This window comes from Kribbella sp. NPDC056951, from assembly GCF_042674205.1.
Lineage (GTDB): Bacteria > Actinomycetota > Actinomycetes > Propionibacteriales > Kribbellaceae > Kribbella > Kribbella yunnanensis.
This window is the reverse complement of record NZ_JBHUQZ010000011.1, coordinates 148,443-166,320: the sequence shown is the minus strand read 5'-3', so window position 1 is coordinate 166,320 and position 17,878 is coordinate 148,443. Positions and strand designations below refer to the sequence as shown.

The 17,878-nt window shown below is 67.5% G+C and carries 14 protein-coding genes; 6 read left to right on the top strand and 8 right to left on the bottom strand.

The window, feature by feature from the left end; genetic code table 11:
• The first annotated feature begins 18 nt into the window (after positions 1–18).
• The 3 genes from ACFTSF_RS32910 to ACFTSF_RS32900 all read left to right on the top strand — a co-directional run bounded on the left by ACFTSF_RS32910 (position 19) and on the right by ACFTSF_RS32900 (position 5,667).
• Positions 19–3,435: a discoidin domain-containing protein gene (locus ACFTSF_RS32910; RefSeq protein ID WP_380158430.1), complete on the top strand. Its 3,417-nt coding sequence runs from the start codon at positions 19–21 to the stop codon at positions 3,433–3,435.
• A gap of 27 nt (positions 3,436–3,462) precedes the next feature.
• The gene (locus ACFTSF_RS32905; protein WP_380158429.1) at positions 3,463–4,653 is read left to right on the top strand and encodes an alginate lyase family protein; all 1,191 of its coding nucleotides are present in this window, start codon (positions 3,463–3,465) and stop codon (positions 4,651–4,653) included.
• A gap of 93 nt (positions 4,654–4,746) precedes the next feature.
• Positions 4,747–5,667, top strand: a complete 921-nt coding sequence (locus ACFTSF_RS32900; RefSeq protein WP_380158428.1) for a DMT family transporter — start codon at positions 4,747–4,749, stop codon at positions 5,665–5,667.
• Here ACFTSF_RS32900 and ACFTSF_RS32895 read toward each other — a convergent pair.
• A complete protein-coding gene (locus ACFTSF_RS32895) occupies positions 5,633–6,502 on the bottom strand; it encodes a S41 family peptidase (protein WP_380158427.1) in 870 nt (289 codons plus the stop codon). The genes ACFTSF_RS32900 and ACFTSF_RS32895 overlap by 35 nt on opposite strands.
• A gap of 56 nt (positions 6,503–6,558) precedes the next feature.
• Here ACFTSF_RS32895 and ACFTSF_RS32890 point away from each other — a divergent pair, with 56 nt between their 5' ends.
• Positions 6,559–7,074, top strand: a complete 516-nt coding sequence (locus ACFTSF_RS32890) for an ArsR/SmtB family transcription factor (protein WP_380158425.1) — start codon at positions 6,559–6,561, stop codon at positions 7,072–7,074.
• A gap of 17 nt (positions 7,075–7,091) precedes the next feature.
• On the opposite strand, the gene ACFTSF_RS32885 is transcribed toward ACFTSF_RS32890, so the two are convergent.
• Both ACFTSF_RS32885 and ACFTSF_RS32880 read right to left on the bottom strand, forming a co-directional pair.
• On the bottom strand, positions 7,092–8,303 hold the full coding sequence (locus ACFTSF_RS32885) for an acyl-CoA dehydrogenase family protein (RefSeq protein WP_344162149.1): 1,212 nt from the start codon (positions 8,301–8,303) through the stop codon (positions 7,092–7,094).
• Positions 8,303–9,619, bottom strand: a complete 1,317-nt coding sequence (locus ACFTSF_RS32880) for an acyl-CoA dehydrogenase family protein (RefSeq protein ID WP_380158423.1) — start codon at positions 9,617–9,619, stop codon at positions 8,303–8,305. The genes ACFTSF_RS32885 and ACFTSF_RS32880 overlap by 1 nt, the downstream gene beginning before the upstream one ends.
• 171 nt (positions 9,620–9,790) lie before the next feature.
• Here ACFTSF_RS32880 and ACFTSF_RS32875 point away from each other — a divergent pair, with 171 nt between their 5' ends.
• The gene (locus tag ACFTSF_RS32875) at positions 9,791–10,723 is read left to right on the top strand and encodes a bacteriocin fulvocin C-related protein (RefSeq protein ID WP_380158422.1); all 933 of its coding nucleotides are present in this window, start codon (positions 9,791–9,793) and stop codon (positions 10,721–10,723) included.
• The gene (locus tag ACFTSF_RS32870) at positions 10,724–11,992 is read left to right on the top strand and encodes a hypothetical protein (protein WP_380158421.1); all 1,269 of its coding nucleotides are present in this window, start codon (positions 10,724–10,726) and stop codon (positions 11,990–11,992) included.
• Here ACFTSF_RS32870 and ACFTSF_RS32865 read toward each other — a convergent pair.
• From ACFTSF_RS32865 to ACFTSF_RS32845, 5 genes are all read right to left on the bottom strand, one after another.
• A complete protein-coding gene (locus ACFTSF_RS32865; protein WP_380158420.1) occupies positions 11,960–13,186 on the bottom strand; it encodes an RNA polymerase sigma factor in 1,227 nt (408 codons plus the stop codon). The genes ACFTSF_RS32870 and ACFTSF_RS32865 overlap by 33 nt on opposite strands.
• Positions 13,187–13,188: 2 nt before the next feature.
• A complete protein-coding gene (locus tag ACFTSF_RS32860) occupies positions 13,189–14,223 on the bottom strand; it encodes a DUF4037 domain-containing protein (RefSeq protein WP_380158419.1) in 1,035 nt (344 codons plus the stop codon).
• Between the two features lie 53 nt (positions 14,224–14,276).
• A complete protein-coding gene (locus ACFTSF_RS32855; protein ID WP_380158418.1) occupies positions 14,277–14,678 on the bottom strand; it encodes a TIGR03668 family PPOX class F420-dependent oxidoreductase in 402 nt (133 codons plus the stop codon).
• On the bottom strand, positions 14,675–16,270 hold the full coding sequence (locus ACFTSF_RS32850) for a phytoene desaturase family protein (RefSeq protein ID WP_380158416.1): 1,596 nt from the start codon (positions 16,268–16,270) through the stop codon (positions 14,675–14,677). Before ACFTSF_RS32850 ends, ACFTSF_RS32855 begins: the two co-directional genes overlap by 4 nt.
• Positions 16,271–17,049: 779 nt before the next feature.
• A complete protein-coding gene (locus ACFTSF_RS32845; RefSeq protein ID WP_380158414.1) occupies positions 17,050–17,871 on the bottom strand; it encodes an HpcH/HpaI aldolase/citrate lyase family protein in 822 nt (273 codons plus the stop codon).
• Positions 17,872–17,878 lie beyond the last annotated feature (7 nt).

Here is a 17,878-nt window from a genome sequence, read left to right as displayed (position 1 = left end):
ACTGATCGGAGATTAATCATGCATGTCCCAGTCAGATGGCTGGCCGTCTTGTCGGTCCTGGCCTGCTCCATCATCACCTCCCCCGCGGCCGATGCAGGCCCACAAGCCACCTACCCGACGGTGACGCTGAACCAGGTCACCAGTCGCGAGGGATTCGTCCATCCCGGCATCGGCGTCAGCGCGCAGAACCTGGTGAACGCGCGTCAGCAGGTCCTCGCCGGTACCGAACCCTGGGCGTCGTACTACGCGGCGATGACCGAGACGAGGTTCGCGGCGCGGACTGTTCGTTCCGCCAACCAGGGCACTGAGACCGACCGGCCGGCCAACGACGCGTTCAACTCGCAGGCCATCCAGTCGAAGTTCATCGAGGATGCCTTTGCCGCCTACACGCAGGCCATCCTGTACGTCATCACCGGCGATCCCGGGTATCGCGAGAACGCGCTGCGGATCGTGCGGATCTGGAGTCATATGGACCCGGCGAAATTCGCGGTCTATCCGGATGCCCGGATCCACAGCCCGATTCCGTTGATGCGGCTGCTGACAGCCGCGGAGCTCATCCGCTACTCGAGCGTCAATCCGGGCGAGTCCGGGTACGACCTCGCATGGCACTCGTCCGATACCGCGAACCTGACCACGAACCTCGTCGTACCGCTGACCGACACGTTCCTGCACAACAACGGCTACTTCATGAACCAGCAGGCCTATGCGAATGTCGGTGCGATCGCCGGCTACATCTTCACCGACAATCTCCCGCGGTACCGCGAAGGCGTTGAGTGGTTCTCGGTCAATTCCACCGCTCCGAACCCGCACACCAACGGCGCGCTGTCGGCGTACATGCGCCGGATCGACAAGCGCGACCCGCTGAACCACTTCGGCTATTCGTACGTGCAGGTCCAGGAGATGGGGCGCGACCAGGCCCACGCGTGGGACGGCGTCAACGCGCTGACCACGACGGCCCGGATGCTCACCATCCAGGGCACCCGGCTCGACCCGGTTGCCGGGACCGTGTCGACCCGGCGCAACGCGGTCTCGCCGTACCGGTTCGGTGACGACCGGCTGCTCGCCGGCAACGAGGCGTTCTTCGCCTACATGCGAGGCAAGGACATTCCCTGGATCGACACGACAGGCGGACCGGGGAAGCTGTCCGAGGCTTATCGCGGCCGGCAGTTCGAGCCGAGTGACGAGCTGTACGACGTCTACAAGTACAGCCTCGGCGTCGACGTCGAGCGGCAGGCGCCGAACGTCGCGGCGATGCGCCGGCAGGCGGACGGACCGAAGTTCTTCTGGGGCACATCGGCGTACAACTTCTGGAACAGCAATCCCGACTACAACCCGGACTGCTGGCTGTCGCTTCCGGCGGCTGTCGCCGGAAACGCCCGCCCGGTCCAGGCCAACGCCCTGGTCCAGGTCGAGGATCGCAGCCTCCTCCTCGACAAGCGCTCGGCGGTGATTCGCGAGCCGGACCTCGGTTTCGTGCGAATGCATGCCGCGGGCAACATCGCCGTACGGACTCTGCTGTATGACAACCGGAACGGCTACAGCCCGGTCGGGATCCGGATCCGCACCAACGGCCGGGCGACTCTGCAGATCAGGAAGGATCGGGACCTCGCGCCGTACCATTCCTTGACGCTGCCGGACACGCACGGCGAATGGCGCTACTTGACCTACGACATGGATTACGCCGTCCTGCCGGGCAGCAGCGGTGGCGAGAACCTCGCGTACTTCACGGTCCTCGGCAATGACGTCGACATCGATCACGTCGAGCTACAGGCCAAGACCAAGCTCAGCCCTCCGGTGTTCCCCGACGGCCGCAAGGTCAGGATCATCGGAGTCGCCGGCGTTCAGCTCGCGCGATCGTTGGCCGCGACCGACAAGCCCGGCGAGACCGTGACCTATGAGGCTCAATCGGCTCCGGCTGGTACGACGCTCGACGCGGCGACCGGCGTACTGCGGTGGAAGCCCACCAGCAAGCAGGTCCGGACCCACACGGCGTCCGTGGTGGCATCAGACGGTACGACGAACTCGGTGCTCGACGTCACCATCGTGGTCGCCGCGGATCGTCGACGCGCGGTCACCGCGGCACTCCAGGGGTTCGATCCGGGCGAGACCTATGTGAAGGCGACGTTCGACGAACTCACCAGCACCCGGGCCGCGGTCGAGGCCTCGATCGAGACGGCCGATGACCCGACCTTCCTTGCCGGGCTGACCACGCTCCAGAAGGCGGTGTCGAAGCTCCGGCTGCTCAACCCACACCTCGCGGACGGCTCACTCGACTATCCGCTGCAGGTCAGCTCAACCCTGCCGGCCACTGTGCTCGCCAACCTGGTCGACGACGACATCAACACCACTTCGGGTGACCTTCGGGCGCCGTTCACGCTGGACTTCGGTGCCGGTTTCGCGGTCCGGGCCGATGCCTTTGGTCTGCAAGCCCGGTACAACTTTGGGAACCGGTCGCAGGGTGCGAACGTGTATGGCTCGAACGACGGCACGACCTGGAAGCTGCTGACCTCGCGGGAGACGACCGACACCACTGCCCAAGGGTTCGCGATGGAGACGATCCCAGTCCGCGACGATGTCCGCGACAAGACCTTCCGGTTCTTCAAGGTGCAGGTCGACCACCCCGGCGTACCGACCGATCCGGCGTACCCAGGTCTCTCGTCCTTCGGCGAACTGCGGATCCACGGCACGCGCCTCGAAACGGCCCAAATGATCTCGACGGCCACGCTCTCCAGCAGCAATCCGGACCCGTCGACTGCGGTCAATGGCGACACCGTCACGCTCGATCTTGTTGCTACGCAGGCGATCGACGCCGTCAGCGTCGCGATCGAGGGTGTCGAGGCCGAGGTCACCAGCAGTGACAACCAGCACTGGCGAGCGACCGCCGTACTGCCTGACGACGTCGACTACGGGCGCGCACTGCGGTTCAGTGCCGACTACACGACCGATGGCCGGCCGGGCGCGACTGTCTTCCAGACCACGGACGGGTCGGCACTCGCCTTGTGGAACAACCATGTTCGGATCATGCCGGTCGACCGGGCGTGGGTGAACGCGTCCACGCCCGCGTGGCCCGGCACCGGAAGCACGGCCGACAACGGTTGGCGCATGTTCGACGGCAACCTCGCCACGGCCACCGACACCACCAGCGCGAACGGGTGGGTGACGGTCACGCCGGCGACCCCGCTGGAGTTCGACGCGATTCGGGTTCGGCCGCGCGTCGGCTTCCCGGCCCGCGCGAACGGCACCACAGTGCAGGCCTCGAATGACAGCGGCGCCACCTGGCAGACGCTCGCCACGATCAACGGAGTGACCTCCGACCAGCAGTGGTACGTCTTTGCGTTGCCGCAGCACGTGGCGGCTCCGATGATCCGCATCCTCGATGAGCACGGCGGCAACACCAACGTCGCCGAAGTACAGCTCCTGCAGTTCGACCGATAGCACCTTCCACCGAAGGAGATCCGCCCCATGCATCGACGTACCATCCTCACCGCAGCCGCCGGGTTGGCGGCCACTGCCGGCCTCGGCGCACTCATCAGGCAGGCGGACGCGGCACCAGCCACGTTCACCCATCCAGGCGGCCTGCACAACTGGGGCGACCTCAACCGCGCCAAGGTCCGAGTTGCCGCCGGCAACGATCCCTGGCTCTCCGGCTGGAACCGCCTGACCGCCAACTCACACTCGCAGTCGACCTGGCGACCGAACCCCCAGGCCACCATCATCCGCGGCGGAACCGGCGAGAACTACGGCATCCTCTACAACGACCTGCACGCCGCCTACCAGAACGCCCTGCGCTGGTCGATCCAAGGCACGAGCGCACACGGCGACTGCGCCCGCAACATCCTCAACGCCTGGTCAGCCACCCTCACCACCGTGACAGGCAACGCAGACCGCTTCCTGGCAGCCGGCATCTACGGCTACCAGTTCGCCAACGTCGCCGAACTGATGCGCGGCTACCCAGGCTTCGACCTAGCCCGCTTCAAAACCATGATGACCACCGTCTTCTATCCCCTGAACAACCAGTTCCTCCGCGACCACAACGACGCCTGCATCACCAACTACTGGTCCAACTGGGACCTCTGCACGATGAACTCGATCCTCGCGATCGGCATCCTCTGCGACGACGCCGCCAAGTACGACCAGGCCGTGACCTACTTCAAAACCGGCCCCGGCAACGGCTCGCTCCGCAACGCGATCCCCTTCGTCTACCCCGGCCAGAACCTGGCGCAGTACCAGGAATCCGGCCGCGACCAGGGCCACACCATGATGGGCATCGGCCAACTAGGCGCCTTCTGCGAGATGGCCTGGAACCAAGGCGAAGACTTCTACGCCTACGACGACAACCGCCTCCTCAAAGCCGCCGAATACGTAGCCAAATACAACCTCGGCCACGAAGTCCCCTTCACCAAGTACACCTGGGGCAGCGGCCAGAACTGCGCCCCCAACGAACACACCACAATCTCCCCCGCCAGCCGCGGCCAACTAAGACCAGTCTGGGAAATCCTCCACTACCACTACGCCCGCCGCAAAAACCTGACCACCCCCAACATCTCCGCCATGGCCGCCAAACTCCGCCCCGAAGGAGGCGGCGGCGACTACGGCACCACCAGCGGCGGCTACGACCAAACCGGCTTCGGCACCCTCACCTACGCCAAGTAGTCAACGCCGGAACCGACCGATCAGCGTTTGGTCCTGTTGATTCGACGGCTTTGGACCTCTGCAGGGGAGCTCCACCAGCCTATGTTCGTACGCATGCGGACAGCGACAACAAGTGCAGCGGCGGCCATGTTCCTCGTGGGAACACTGGCCGCCGTCTCCGGAATCGTCAACGCGTATCCCCTGTTCGGCGGACAAGCATTCCGGTATCTGCTGTCGGCGATACTGTTGCTGATAGCAAGCAGATTCTACGGACTGCGCTATGTGCGGCCGACATCGCGCGAGCTGGCACTGCTCCTTGCACTGACCGGCACCGGCCTGGTGCTGTTCAACGTGTTCGTCGTGTACGCCACCCGGCACACCAGCGCGGCTACTCTCGGCACCATCATCGGCAGCGTGCCTTTGGTCCTGGCGACTGTAGGGCCTGCAGTGGCCGGGCGACGACCATCGCCGAAGGTGCTGGTTGCGGCAGCCGTCGTGGTCGCCGGAACCGCGGTCACGTCCGGCCTCGGCCGGACGGACGTCGCCGGTGTCCTGCTCTCCATTGGAGCACTCGCATGCGAGGCCTGCTTCACCCTCCTCGCCATCCCTTTGCTCGCACGGCTCGGCCCGATCCGGGTCTCCGCCTACACCGCGACTCTTGCCGTTCCGCTGTTTCTCGCGGTCGGCGCGGTCGTCGAACCGGAAGAACTCCTTCGCAAGCCCACCCTTGCCGAGATCGGTGGCTTCGCCTACCTGGCCGTGGTGGTCGGAGCCGGCGCCTTTCTGCTGTGGTACAGCGCCATGCCTCGTCTCGGCGCCGACCGCGCCGGACTCTTCGCCGGGATGATCCCCATCGGGGCGATCACAACCTCGGCTGTCGTCGGCCTCGGACTCCCAACCTTCGGTGAGCTGGCCGGCGCTGCGATCGTCGTGGCCGGCCTCGTCATCGGCTTGGCGCCATCCTCGGGGCGACGAGACCAGCGCAGTACCGGCCCGAGCCTCAGGGTTCGATCGGCGGGGTCCCGAGGGTCTTGAGGGCGTGGTCGAGAGCGGTCTCAGCTTGGCATTCGATGTCCGGGATCACGCCGACCTGCTCCCAGTTGGTGCCGGTGACGATGTTCACCGAACGGGCGATCGGCACGGTCAGCTCCAAAGTGTCGGTCAACTCGAAGATGTCGACCGGATGTGCGCCGCCGCCGGTTCGCTCGCCGATCACGGTCGCGCGGCCGTGCGCCTGCAGGTTGTAGGCCAGCTCTTCACAGCCGGAGAAGGTGTTGGCGCTGGTCAGCACACAGATCGGGACCGACAGCGGCAGCCGTCCGGCGGCGGGGTTCGTCCAGAACTGCCGCACGGTGCCGTCGCGCGAGACGAGATCCTGCAGGTGCACGGGCTCGTTGCCAAGGAGGTAGCCACAGATCAGGGCCACCGTCTCGGGGACGCCGCCGCGACCGGCGCGGAGGTCGATGATCAACCGGTCGACGCCGGCCAGCAGTTCGAAGGCAGCGACGACGTACCGCTCGGCCATGTGCACCGGCGACGTGTACGGCGCGATCGCCAGCAGGCCGGTGTTGTCGGCCAACCGCTCCACCCGGTTGATGCCGCCCGCGATGCGGACCGCTTCGGCAGCGTAATGCTGCTCCCAGTCGTCGGGGCGGGACAGAGCACCGGACGGACGGTATCGCGCGCGGAGGTGGCGGTCCTGGTTGACCGCCTGCAAGCGCTCGGTCAGTCGGGCAGCGGTCTCGGCCGGGTCTGTGTCGGCCGCGGTCGTGTCGACATCGGCCAGCCCGGCCACGATGGCTTCGGCGACATCGGGAAAGACGTAGTTCTCGCTGACCAGGGCGGCGATGCGTTCGTTCAGGTTCGTCATACCCCTAGTCCAGCAGCGGTCTTGACAAAGCGACAACTGCTCTTGACGCTTGATTTGTGAACCCGCCAGAGCTGTTCGACGCCACCAGCGCGACCCACGCTCGCGCCCTGAGCCATCCGACCCGGCACCGCTTGCTGCTCGAGCTCGGAGAGGGCGCGGCAACCGTCAGCCAGTTGACCAACCGCCTGATGATCAACAAGGGAAACGTCGCGCACCACCTGGCAGTCCTCGTCCAGGCCGGCCTGGTCCGCAAAGGCCCCACGCGGACTGTGCGCGGCGGCACCGAGCAGTACTACGTCCGTCCGGCCCGAGCCATCAAGTTCGAGGGCGGACCGGACAATGCCGCACTGTTCGCGATGATGAGCAACCTGGCCAACGAGATCGCCGGCGACCAGCAGGCACTACTGAATCACCGAACCCTCCGACTGACCGAACGCCAAGCCGCCGCGCTGACCTCGCACCTCGACAAACTCATCCACAGCCTCGAGCCGGCAAACCCACCCGAGCCCCGCTTCGGCGTCGTAGTCAGCGTCTACCGCCACGGCCGGCACCCTGGGACCAACCTGTCCTGAATCTCTTGCCTGCAAGGCTATTTCAGTTCGGCGGAGGTCTTTCCCAGGAGGCGGCGGGCGACGATCAGTTGCTGGATCTGCTGGGTGCCTTCGAAGATGTCGAGAATTTTGCTGTCTCGGGACCACTTTTCGAGGAGGTGGTTCTCGGAGTAGCCGAGGGTGCCGGTGAGTTCTACGCAGCGGAGGGTGATGTCGTTGGCGGTGCGGCCGGCTTTGGCTTTGGCTATGGAGGCTTCGAGGGAGTTGGGGCGGGCGTTGTCGGCCATCCAGGCGGCTTGGAGGGCCAGGAGGTGGGCGGCTTCCCAGTCGGCTTCCAGTTGCAGGTAGGTGGCTGCGGCGGCTGGCTGGCGGTGGGTGGGGCGGTCGTAGTCGATGTCGACGCCGGCTTCGGCCAGGAGGTCCTTGGTGAGTTCCAGGGAGGCTCGGGCGACGCCTACCGCCATGGCGGCGACCAGGGGGCGGGTGTTGTCGAAGGTTTGCATGACGCCGGCGAAGCCTTTGCCGGGGTCGATGTCGGGTGAGCCGAGGAGGTTGGCGGCCGGGACGCGGCAGTTGTCGAAGCGGATGGTGGCGGTGTCTGAGGCGCGGATGCCGAGTTTGTGTTCGAGGCGTTCGACTGTGACGCCGGGGGTGTCCTTGGGGACGACGAAGGACTTGATGGCGGCGCGGCCGGCCGACTTGTCCAGGGTGGCCCAGACGACGACGGCGTCGCAGCGGCCGCCGGCGGTGACGAAGATCTTCTCGCCGTCGATGATGTAGTCGTCGCCGTCGCGGCGGGCGGTGGTGCGGATGCTGGCGGAGTCCGAACCGCACTCGGGTTCGGTGATGGCCATGGCCGCCCAGACACCTTCGAAGCGGCGGAGTTGTTCGTCGGAGGCGACCGAGGCGATCGCGGAGTTGCCGAGGCCCTGGCGCGGCATCGACAGCAGCAGCCCGACATCGCCCCACGACATCTCCATGATGGAGAGGACCGAGGAGAGGTTCGAACCGTTCTTCACGCCGGTGTCTTCAGTGCCTTCGGTACGGCGGACGCCCGCCGCACCGGCGCCGGAACCGGTGCCCGAGGCCCCCAACCCGTCGACCATCGCGGCCAGCATGTCGAGTTCGACCGGGTACTCGTGCTCGGCGAGATCGTAGCGGCGGGAGTTCGGCCGGAGCATCTCGGCGGCGACCTGGTGAGCTTGGTTGACGAAGGCCCGGAACTTGCGGGGCGTCTCGAGGTTGATCATCAGACCAGCACCGTGCCTTCCATGATGCCGATGGCGCGCAGGTCGCGGTACCAGCGTTCGACCGGATGTTCCTTCACGAACCCGTGCCCACCCAGGAGTTGTACGCCGTCGGTGCCGATCTGCATGCCCTTGTCGGTACACAGTCGACGGGCCAGCGCGACCTCGCGGGCGAACGGGAGTCCCTGTTCCGCACGGGATCCGGCTCGGTAGGTCACCAGGCGCATCCCTTCGAGCTCGATCGCGATATTCGCGACCATGAAGGCGACGGACTGGCGATGACTGATCGGTTCACCGAAGGCGATGCGCTCGTTCACGTACGGCGTGACGTAGTCGAGCACGGCCTTCGCCGTACCGAGGGAGAGCGCGCACCAGCCGAGTCGCGAGAGCCGGACGCACTCGACGTAGTCGTCGAAGGTACCGAGCTGAACCGCCGGTACGTCGTCGAAGATCACCCGACTGAGTGAGGCGGCCCGCAGGCCCATCGACGGCTCAGCCTCGATCGTGACACCGGGATGACCGGACTCGACCAGGAACAGCGCCGGGCCGCGGTCCTCAACCTGGGCGGCGATGACGAAGAGTTCGGCCTCGGCTCCGCGCGGCACGAGCGACTTCACGCCGGTCAGCTTGCCGCCGGTCACTCGGGTGCGGAGGTCGAACGGGTCGAAGAGTGGACGCGGCTCCAGGATCGCGAGCGCGGCAGCCGGGGCCGATTCGCCGGTGAAGGCCGGGAGGTAGGTCGCCTGCTGGGTCTCGTCTCCCCACAGAGAGATCGCCGTACTCACGGCGGCCGGTGCCAGGCACGCGACGGCCTGGCCCATGTCCCCGTGAGAGAGCGCTTCCGCGACGAGTACGCCGGTCATCGCGGATCGCTCGGTGACGATGCCGCCGAGCTCCTCCGGGACCTCGATCAGGCTCAGCCCGAGATCCGCCGAGGCGGACAGCACCTTGGGTTCGGTCGCGCAGTCGCTGTCCGCGACCGCGGCGGCCGGGCGCAGCACCTCGGCTGCGAACTCGCGCACCACCTCGACGACCGTCTGCTGGTCCTCGGTCGGCGTCAGGTCGAACTTCCCGGTCCCCCGCGCGGCCGGCAACCGCGACGGTTTCGCCAGCTTCGAGGCCGCCGAGAAACTCCGGGAGAGCGCTCCCGCCGTTCTGAAACCGCTCTTCGTCGCCTCGAACACCACGCGCTCGGTCTGCTTGCGCCACCCGAACCGGTCGATCGTGCGCGACTTCGCCAGCCGGTTCAGCCAGGCGACCCCGACCCCGATGACATCCCGCCGCCGCTCCCGACCACGCGTCCGCTCCAGAAGGCTCATACCCGCCACTGTAAACCGAAGTTACAACCGGAGTCACGTGACCCAGACCACAGTCCCCTTCGGGACTCCCCGAAGCCGCGGTTCGGCGTTCGTCGAACGCCTTGCCGCCTCCCCGGCCGGGCCGCCACGGTGGTCTGGTCTACTCCACAATGAGATCGGATGGAGCCCTCGATGCCCGACGAACGCTGGATCCTCGCCTTCGACGCGTCCTGCGGAAACTGCCGAGCCATCGCCACTGCCGCTCAAGAAGCCTCGGCCGGCCGGCTCGACGTACTGCCGCTGCAGAACGACGACGTGACCCGCTGGCGGAACGAGACGCTGGGAGCGGACGCGCCGTGGCGGCCGACGCTGCTCCGAGTGCGGACGGCAGCCGGCCGGGAGTCCGCCACCGCCTGGACCGGACCTGCCCTGGTCAGGCCGCTGGTTCGCGCGCTCGGCGTCCGGGCGACGCTCGCCGTACTCCGCGGTCTCGGTCAGCTGCAGCAGTCGTCGCGACCCGCCGCGGGGTTGAACCGCAAGCAGTTCCTGCGGCTCGGGGCCGGTGCCGGAATGGCTGCCGGCATCGTGCTCACCGGCCGCGCCCCCGCGTTCGCGACCGGCCGCGCCGCCGACATCCCCGCCTGGATCGCCGCGAACAAGGACAAACTTCCGCGCAGCTACGACAGGTTCACGAGCTTGCCGATGGCCTATCGGAAGGCCGTGTACGGCGAGCTGCCCGTGTCCGTCCGCCAAGAGCTCTGGCTGGAGCAGACCCGCCGCCACCGCGCGGCCGCCCGAGTCGTGTCGCGCGACCAGGCGACCGCTCTGGACGAGTTCGAGGCGTTCGTACGACGCGGTTTCGAATACCCCGCCGAGGACTTCGCCGGCCGGGACCGCTTCGGCGAGCTGGTCAACTCGGCGTACGAGAGGCGCGAGGCCGGCAAGCTGTTCCGCACCCTCGGTCCGTCCGACAACGCCGGGATGGCGCCCGCCGGCGACTGCTCGTGCTCCACCTGGGACGACTGGTGCGACGGCACGTGCTGGTTCCGGGCGAACAACTGCACGCGGACAAGATTCGGCTGCGGCGACGCCTGGTCGTACCACTGCGACGGGCACTGCGGCTGAATGACGCCATACAAGAGAGCGTTTGCTCTGCCGCCATTCGCGGAGAACACGCCTGAAGTCGTCGCGGCGCTGCTCGAGCTCGGCCGTCCGAACGGCCCGCTGGACGCCCGCGACGACCTCACCCTGAGCCCGGAGGTCCTCGCCGACCAGCCGGGAACGGGCGTTCAGAACGCAGAGAGCGCTTTCTTCGGACAGTTCATCAGCCACGACCTGTCGCTCGATCCGCGCTCCCGGCTCGGCCGCCCCGCCGATCCGAGTGTGGTCACCAACCAGCGCACGCCGGGACTGGACCTCGACTCGGTCTACTCCGACGGCCCGCCCGGACTGCAGTTCGACCCAGCGGACCCCGGCAAACTGCTGGTGGGGCACGGCGGTCGGTACGAAGACGTGCCGCGCGCTCCGGACGGTACGACGATGACCGTGGACTTGCGGAACGACGACACCGTGATCCTCGCTGGACTGCATGCCGCGGTGCTGCGCTTCCACAACCACGTCGTCGATCGACTCCGGTCTGCCGGTGCCGGGAGTTTCGCCGAGTACCGCCGCGAGGTCGTCTGGCATTACCAGTGGATCGTCCGGCACGAGTATCTGCCAGCGCTGACCCAGCCCGGCAGCTGGGCTCCGGTCTCGGGACGACCGGCCGATGCGCTGCCGATCGAACTCCAGATCGCGCTCCGCATCGGCCATGCCCAGCTGCGGCCGGCGTATCGAGTGAATGACGACCTGGCCTGCTATCTCTTCCACCCTGACGGGTCGGACCTGCGCGGCGGCCGCAGCGATCCACAACGCTTCGTCGATTGGCGACAGCTGCAGGCCGCACGAGGGCAGCGGCTGGATCGCTCCATCTGCACCCCGCTGTTCCAGCTTCCGCGGGAGGCGTTGCCGAGCGGCGATGCGCCCGTCTCGCTGCCACAGCGGGATCTGTTGCGCCACCTCACCTGGCAGGTACCGTCCGGCCAGGCGATCGCCGAGACAATCGGCATACCGGTCCTCGCGTCCGCCGACCTCGCAGAGCTCCAGCCTTACGGCCTCGATCGCTCCACTCCCCTGTGGTACTACCTGCTCGCCGAAGCCGAGGTCGTGACCGCCGGTGCCACGCTCGGGCCGCTGGGCAGCCGTCTGCTCGGCGAAGCCCTGCTCGCACAGCTCACCGTGCCGGACGACTGGCGTCCTACCCTGCCCAGCCACGAGTCAGGGTCGTTCACACTGACCGACCTGTTCGACCTCGCCGGCGTACTAGATCGTGCAGGCGTCAGCCTTGGCGGTTAGGTACCGCTGCTCGGGGAGGCTGGTGGTACGGCGGGCGGCGGCGAGGTAGAGGTCTCGGGCCTCGGTGAGGTTGCCGGCGCGTTCGTGCAGGTGGGCGCGGACGGCGTCCAGGCGGTGCGATTCGGTGAGGCTCTTGTTGCCATCCAAGGTGGACAGCAGGTCCAAGCCGGCTTGCGGGCCTTCGACCTGGGACAGCGCAATGGCCCGGTTGAGCGTGATCATCGGGTTCGGCGTCAGCTGCTCGAGGATCAGATAGAGAGCGTGGATCTGCGGCCAGTCGGTCTCCTCGGCGCTCGGCGCCTCGGCGTGCACGGCGGCGATCGCGGCCTGCACCTGGTACGGGCCGACTCCCCCACGCGCCATCGTGGACAGGATCAGCGTGGTGCCTTCGTCGATCTGAGCGCGATCCCAGAGAGCGCGATCTTGTTCGTCAATAGGGATCAGCGAACCGTCGGCCGTACTTCTCGCCGTACGGCGGGAGTCGGTGAGCAGCATCAGCGCGAGCAGACCCGCGACCTCGCCGTCGTCGGGCAACGCACTCCGCAGCATCCGGGTCAGGCGAATCGCCTCGGCGGTCAGCTCGACGCGTTGCAGCGACTCACCGGAGCTCGCCGTGTAGCCCTCGTTGAAGATCAGGTAGAGCACCTGCCGTACGACGCGCACCCGGTCCGCGAGTTCGTCCGCTGGTGGCATTTCGAAGGAGCTCCCGGCCTCCTTGATGCTCTTCTTCGCGCGGCTGATCCGCGGCGCCATCGTTGCCTCAGGCACCATAAACGCGTGGGCGATCTCGGCGGTGGAGAGACCGCCGACCGCACGCAGCGTGAGCGCGACCTGCGACGCCGGCGTGACGGCCGGGTGGCAACACAGGAGGAGCAGCGTCAGCGTGTCGTCCTCATCCGGAGTCTCGACCGAGTCGGCACCGGGCGAGACAAGCTCGTCCGTCCCAGCCATCGCGGCGACCGAGTCCTCGCGCCGCCGCCGCGCGCTCTCACTGCGGAACTGATCAGTCAGCCGCCGCGTCGCGACCGTGATCAGCCAGCCGCGCGGATTCGCCGGTACGCCGTCGGTCGGCCACTGCGTCGCCGCCGCCAGCAGCGCCTCCTGGACAGCGTCCTCACACAGATCGAACTGCCCGTAACGCCGAGTCAGGAACCCAAGCACCTGTGGCGTCAGCTCACGCAGCAACTCCTCCATGCTCACTCCGCCGATTCTGCCACCCGGTCATAAGCCCCGATCAGCCGCCGGTACGCCGATGGGTCGCTCAGCAGATCGGTGTTGTCGGCGAACTGATCCACCGTCCCGATCGACGGCAACCCCAGCAACGCCGTGTCACTCACCGTCGCCAGGCAGACGGCTGCGAACCGGCCGGCGTCGAGTACCAGCGCGGGCCGCTCATGGAACGGCCGCGGCGCCGGATCGATCGGTGGTGTGATCGCCAGCGCGTTGTGCCGCTCGCCCAGCAAGCGATACGCGGTCGTCAGCGCTTGCTCGCGGGCCGGATAGTTGTCAGCGGCAAGCACATTCGCCAGCACGCGGTCGAGCCCATCCGCATGGCCGAGGTGGGCGAACGCCGTACCCAACCATTTCGAGTACGGCGCGTACACCCGCGACTGGAGTAGCGCCAGCCGCATCAAGTCCCGGGTCAGCCGAGCCGCGAGCACACGTGAGCCCAGTTCGTCACCAACCTCGCTGGTGCGCTGGACGAACGTCTCCTCCTGCCCGATCCGCGACCACTGACACGCCATCGACCAGCGCCAGATCTCGTCGGGATACCACTGCAGCTTCGCACGAACCGCGTCGAGCCGCCCATCATCGGCGTACACCGGTCCGGCGACGACGCCCAGCAACATCTGCTGCGGCGTGATCAACCAGTCCTGGGCGTCAATTCCAGCCGACGCATCGAATCCGAGGAGATCGGTGAGCCAGGAGCTGATCGTCGTCACCGTGATGTGGTGGATCGGCTCCTGCGTATCCCACCCGAACCGCACCGGATGCCCGTCGTACTCGTCGGGCAGCGCCTTCTCGATCACATCGCGCACCAAGTCCGGTTCGTCCACGAACACATGCAGCCGCGGTCCCCACCCGTGATCCATCGACCGCTCGGTGTCGTACCCGAGGACATCCGATCCCCACCCGAGCAACCCGGCAGCATGCGGTACGTCGACCACCGGCCGAATCACGTCCTCGTAGAACGCCGCACTGAGCTCCCGAGCCGATCTGAATCCAGTCACCCGACTCATCATTCAAGGTCCGATCGCCGGATGTATAGGCAATTTCCGCCCGCTCAGGCGAACGCCCAGCCGCTCCAGCGATCGACCCGTACGACGATCACCGGTCCGCGCGGCGGATCGTCGACGTACTGCGAATACTTCGCGACCAGCAACTCGACCGCCTCGTCCTGCACGTGGGCGGTTCCGTCGGCACGGACCCACCACAGCTGGGTCCAGTCGTCATCGTCGTACTCGTCGACCAGCAGTGTGACGGCTGGATTCGCGGCGATGTTGCGCAGCCGCCGCAGGTTGAGCGTCGTCTTCGGCTTCTGGTCGATCGCGATGAACACCTCGTCCCCGGCGACCGCAAACGTGACCGGAACCAGGTGCGGTACACCGTCCGCCCCGACCGTCGCGAGCCGTGCCACCCGCGCGGCGGAGAACCGGGTGCGGCAGGTCGACTCGGGCAGTTTCACTTCTGCAGGCGGCGCAGTGCGGCAGCCGGGATCGACCGGGTGACCGGACCAAGCAGGGACGCGTCGCGCAACGCCGTACGGGCCGCGAGGTGACCGCAGGCACCGTGGACTCCGCCACCCGGGTGGATCGCCGAGCTGCCGAGGTACAGACCGGTGACGAAGGTACGCGGACTGCCGAGTCCGATGGTCGGCCGGAAGATCAGCTGCTGCTGGAGCTGCATCGTGCCGCCGCCGAGCGCACCGAATCCCAGGGCCGCGTTTCCCTCCTCGAGAACACTCGGCCGCTGCAACTCCCGATCGATGATCAGTTCCCCGAAGCCCGGCGCGAACCGCTCGATCGCGCGCTCCATCCGCCCGGCCAGCTTCCCGGCAGCCTCATCGTCCGCGATCCCGCGCGGCAGGTGCGCATACGCCCAGACCGCCTCGGTACCCGCAGGCGATCGCGACGGATCCGACTTCGTGGTCTGCCCAACCAGCAGGAACGGCTGCGTCGGCACCCGCCCGGTATCCAGGTCGGCCGACAGATGCACCAGCTCATCAGCCGTCCCACCGAGATGGACGACCCCGGCCGACCGCGCCTCGGCGGCCTTCCACGGGACCGGCCCGCTGAGCCGGAAGTTCAGCTTCACGGTCGGGTAGTCCCACTCGAACCGCTCATCCAGATCCCGCCGCAAGCCGGCCGGAATACTTGCCCCCGACAACAGTACGTCGTACAGCGCAGGTGCCGACGTGTCCGCGATCACCGCCCGCTCGACCGCGACCCGCTCCCCCGAAGCAGTCAGTACGGCGGTCGCCCGCCCACCGCTCACCTCGACGGACGTCACCGGCATCGACGCAGCGAACAACACACCCGCCCGCTCGGCCCGCGCCACCAGTGCACCGGAGAACGAACTCGATCCGCCGACTGCCACCGGGTACCCGACGTCTTGCGCGAGCATCGCCAGCAACCACCCCATCGTCCCGCTGACACTGCCCGACAACGGCGCGTCCGCATGCAGCGCATTCCCGGCCAGCAGTGCGGCACCGCGCGGCCCGGCGAACAGCTCCTTACCCATCCGATGCATCGGCATCGCCATGAACCGCGCGAACCGCAGCAACTCACCGGCCGACCCGAGCTTGCGCACAAGCTTGATCGCCGGCGACACCGGCGGCCACGCCGTGAGCAACGACTTCAGCAGCGGCTCGCGGATGGCGACGTACTGCTGGTACAGCCGCAACCACGCTTCGCCATCACCCGGATGCTCAGCGCCAACCGACTTCGCCGTGTCCTCAGGATCAGGGTGGATCGCCACCGCCGTCCCCTCGTCCGCATCCAGCAAATGCGCCAACGGCAACGGCGCATGCCCCCACTTAAGCCCGAACCGCTCAAGCTCCAGCGCCCGAATCACCGGCGACGCAACACCCAGCGGATAGTTCGAACTGAACCGGTCGCTCACCCACCCGTCACTGGCCGTAGACCGAACAGCACCCCCAAAGGTGTCCGCAGCCTCCAGCACCAGCACATCCCAACCGGCATCAGCCAGCCCGATCGCGCTCACCAGCCCATTAGGCCCCGAACCGATCACCACAGCATCAACACTGCGCGGCAACATGCCTACGACCTTAACTCGCTCCCCACCGGATACAGGTGATCCCCCACCCCTGCACGTGATCGAGCCGTACATGTGGTGTCGCCCACCCGTGAACGCGGTCGACCAGTCGAGTGCGATTACCCCACCCACCAGCGAGGTCGACGGCGCAGGCGGTTCGCCCACCCGTGCACGTGATCGAGGCGTGGTCTGGCGTCACCCACCCGAGGACTTGGCCGAACCAGACGCATGTGATCGCCCCACCCACCCCTGCACGTCGTCGATGGCTGCCTACCAGGCGACGGCAGCCGACCTACCCAGCCACAGCCCGGGACCACCCGACCGACAGGACGTAGGTGCCTACGTACACGCCGACTCACGCCTGCCGTCAGCTCCGCTAGCCGCGATTCGGCAGACACCTCCTGTCGGTCGTGCAGCTCTTGCCGATCCGGTTTGGGTCGGGCGGTGCGCCGGGTCGAAGTCCTGCCGTCACCCGGGTTGGGGAGCAAATTGAGCGAGGCAGGGCGACCCCAACCTGGCGGTCACGTGTCAGGCGACGGCAGTCACCACCCGACCGACAGGACGTATATGCCGAACTGCGCCAGTCACCACCCACACTGAGCGTGCAGATATCGCCTGGTACACCTATACGTCCTGTCGTTGCGCAGATCGCGCACGCGGCATCGCTCCCCGGGCGCCAACCCCAGCCGTGGCTGTGGGCGGGCAACGCCACCCCTGCCGCTCAACCGCACCCGCGGGCGGGGTCGACCGCACTCGCCCCTCAACCGCGGTCGCGGGTGGGGTTAACCGCGGCGCTTGATTTCGGTGGCGAGGGTTTTGAGTTCTTGGGCTCGGCCGATCATGGCGGGGTCGGCCATTCGGCCGTCTGGGAGGACGGTTACGCCGCCTGTGGTGACTCCTGCTTTTTCGACTGCGGTTAGCAGTTCGAGGGCTTCGGCGAGCTGTACGGCGGTTGGGGTGAAGGACTCGATGATTGTCGCGAGTTGCCGCGGGTGGATGGCCATTCGGCCGACGAAGCCGAGGGCTCGGCCTTCGAGGCTGGTGCGGCGGAGGCCGTCGAGGTCGTCGACGCGGGGGTGGACCGACATCATGGGGGCGCCGAGGCCGGCGGCTCGGGACGCGGACACGAGGCGGCCGCGTGCCCAGGCCAGGCCCTCCGGACCGTCTACACCGAGGGAGCTGCGTAGGTCGGCCTCGCCTAGGGCGACTGCGACCACCCGGGGATCAGCCGTGGCGATCTCGAAGGCGCGTTCCAGCCCGAGGGGTGACTCGATCAGGGCGGTGATTCTTGCCGACGGCACCTGTTCGAGGACGCGCAGGACGTCTGCGGCGCTCTCCACCTTTGGCACGCGCAAGCGGATCTCCGGCACGGCGGCCACCGCGGCCAGGTCGTCCGCCAGCCACGGGGTCCCCGGCGCGTTCACCCTCAGCTCTGAGCTCGCCTGATGCGCCGCGACCCACGCGACCGCCCACTCCCGCGCCGAGGCCTTCGCGTCGACCGGTACGGCGTCCTCCAGGTCGAACACGACCAGATCGGGGCCGGCGGCAACGGCCTTGGCGAATCGATCCGGCCGATTGGCCGGCACGTACAACCCTGTCAGCACAACATCC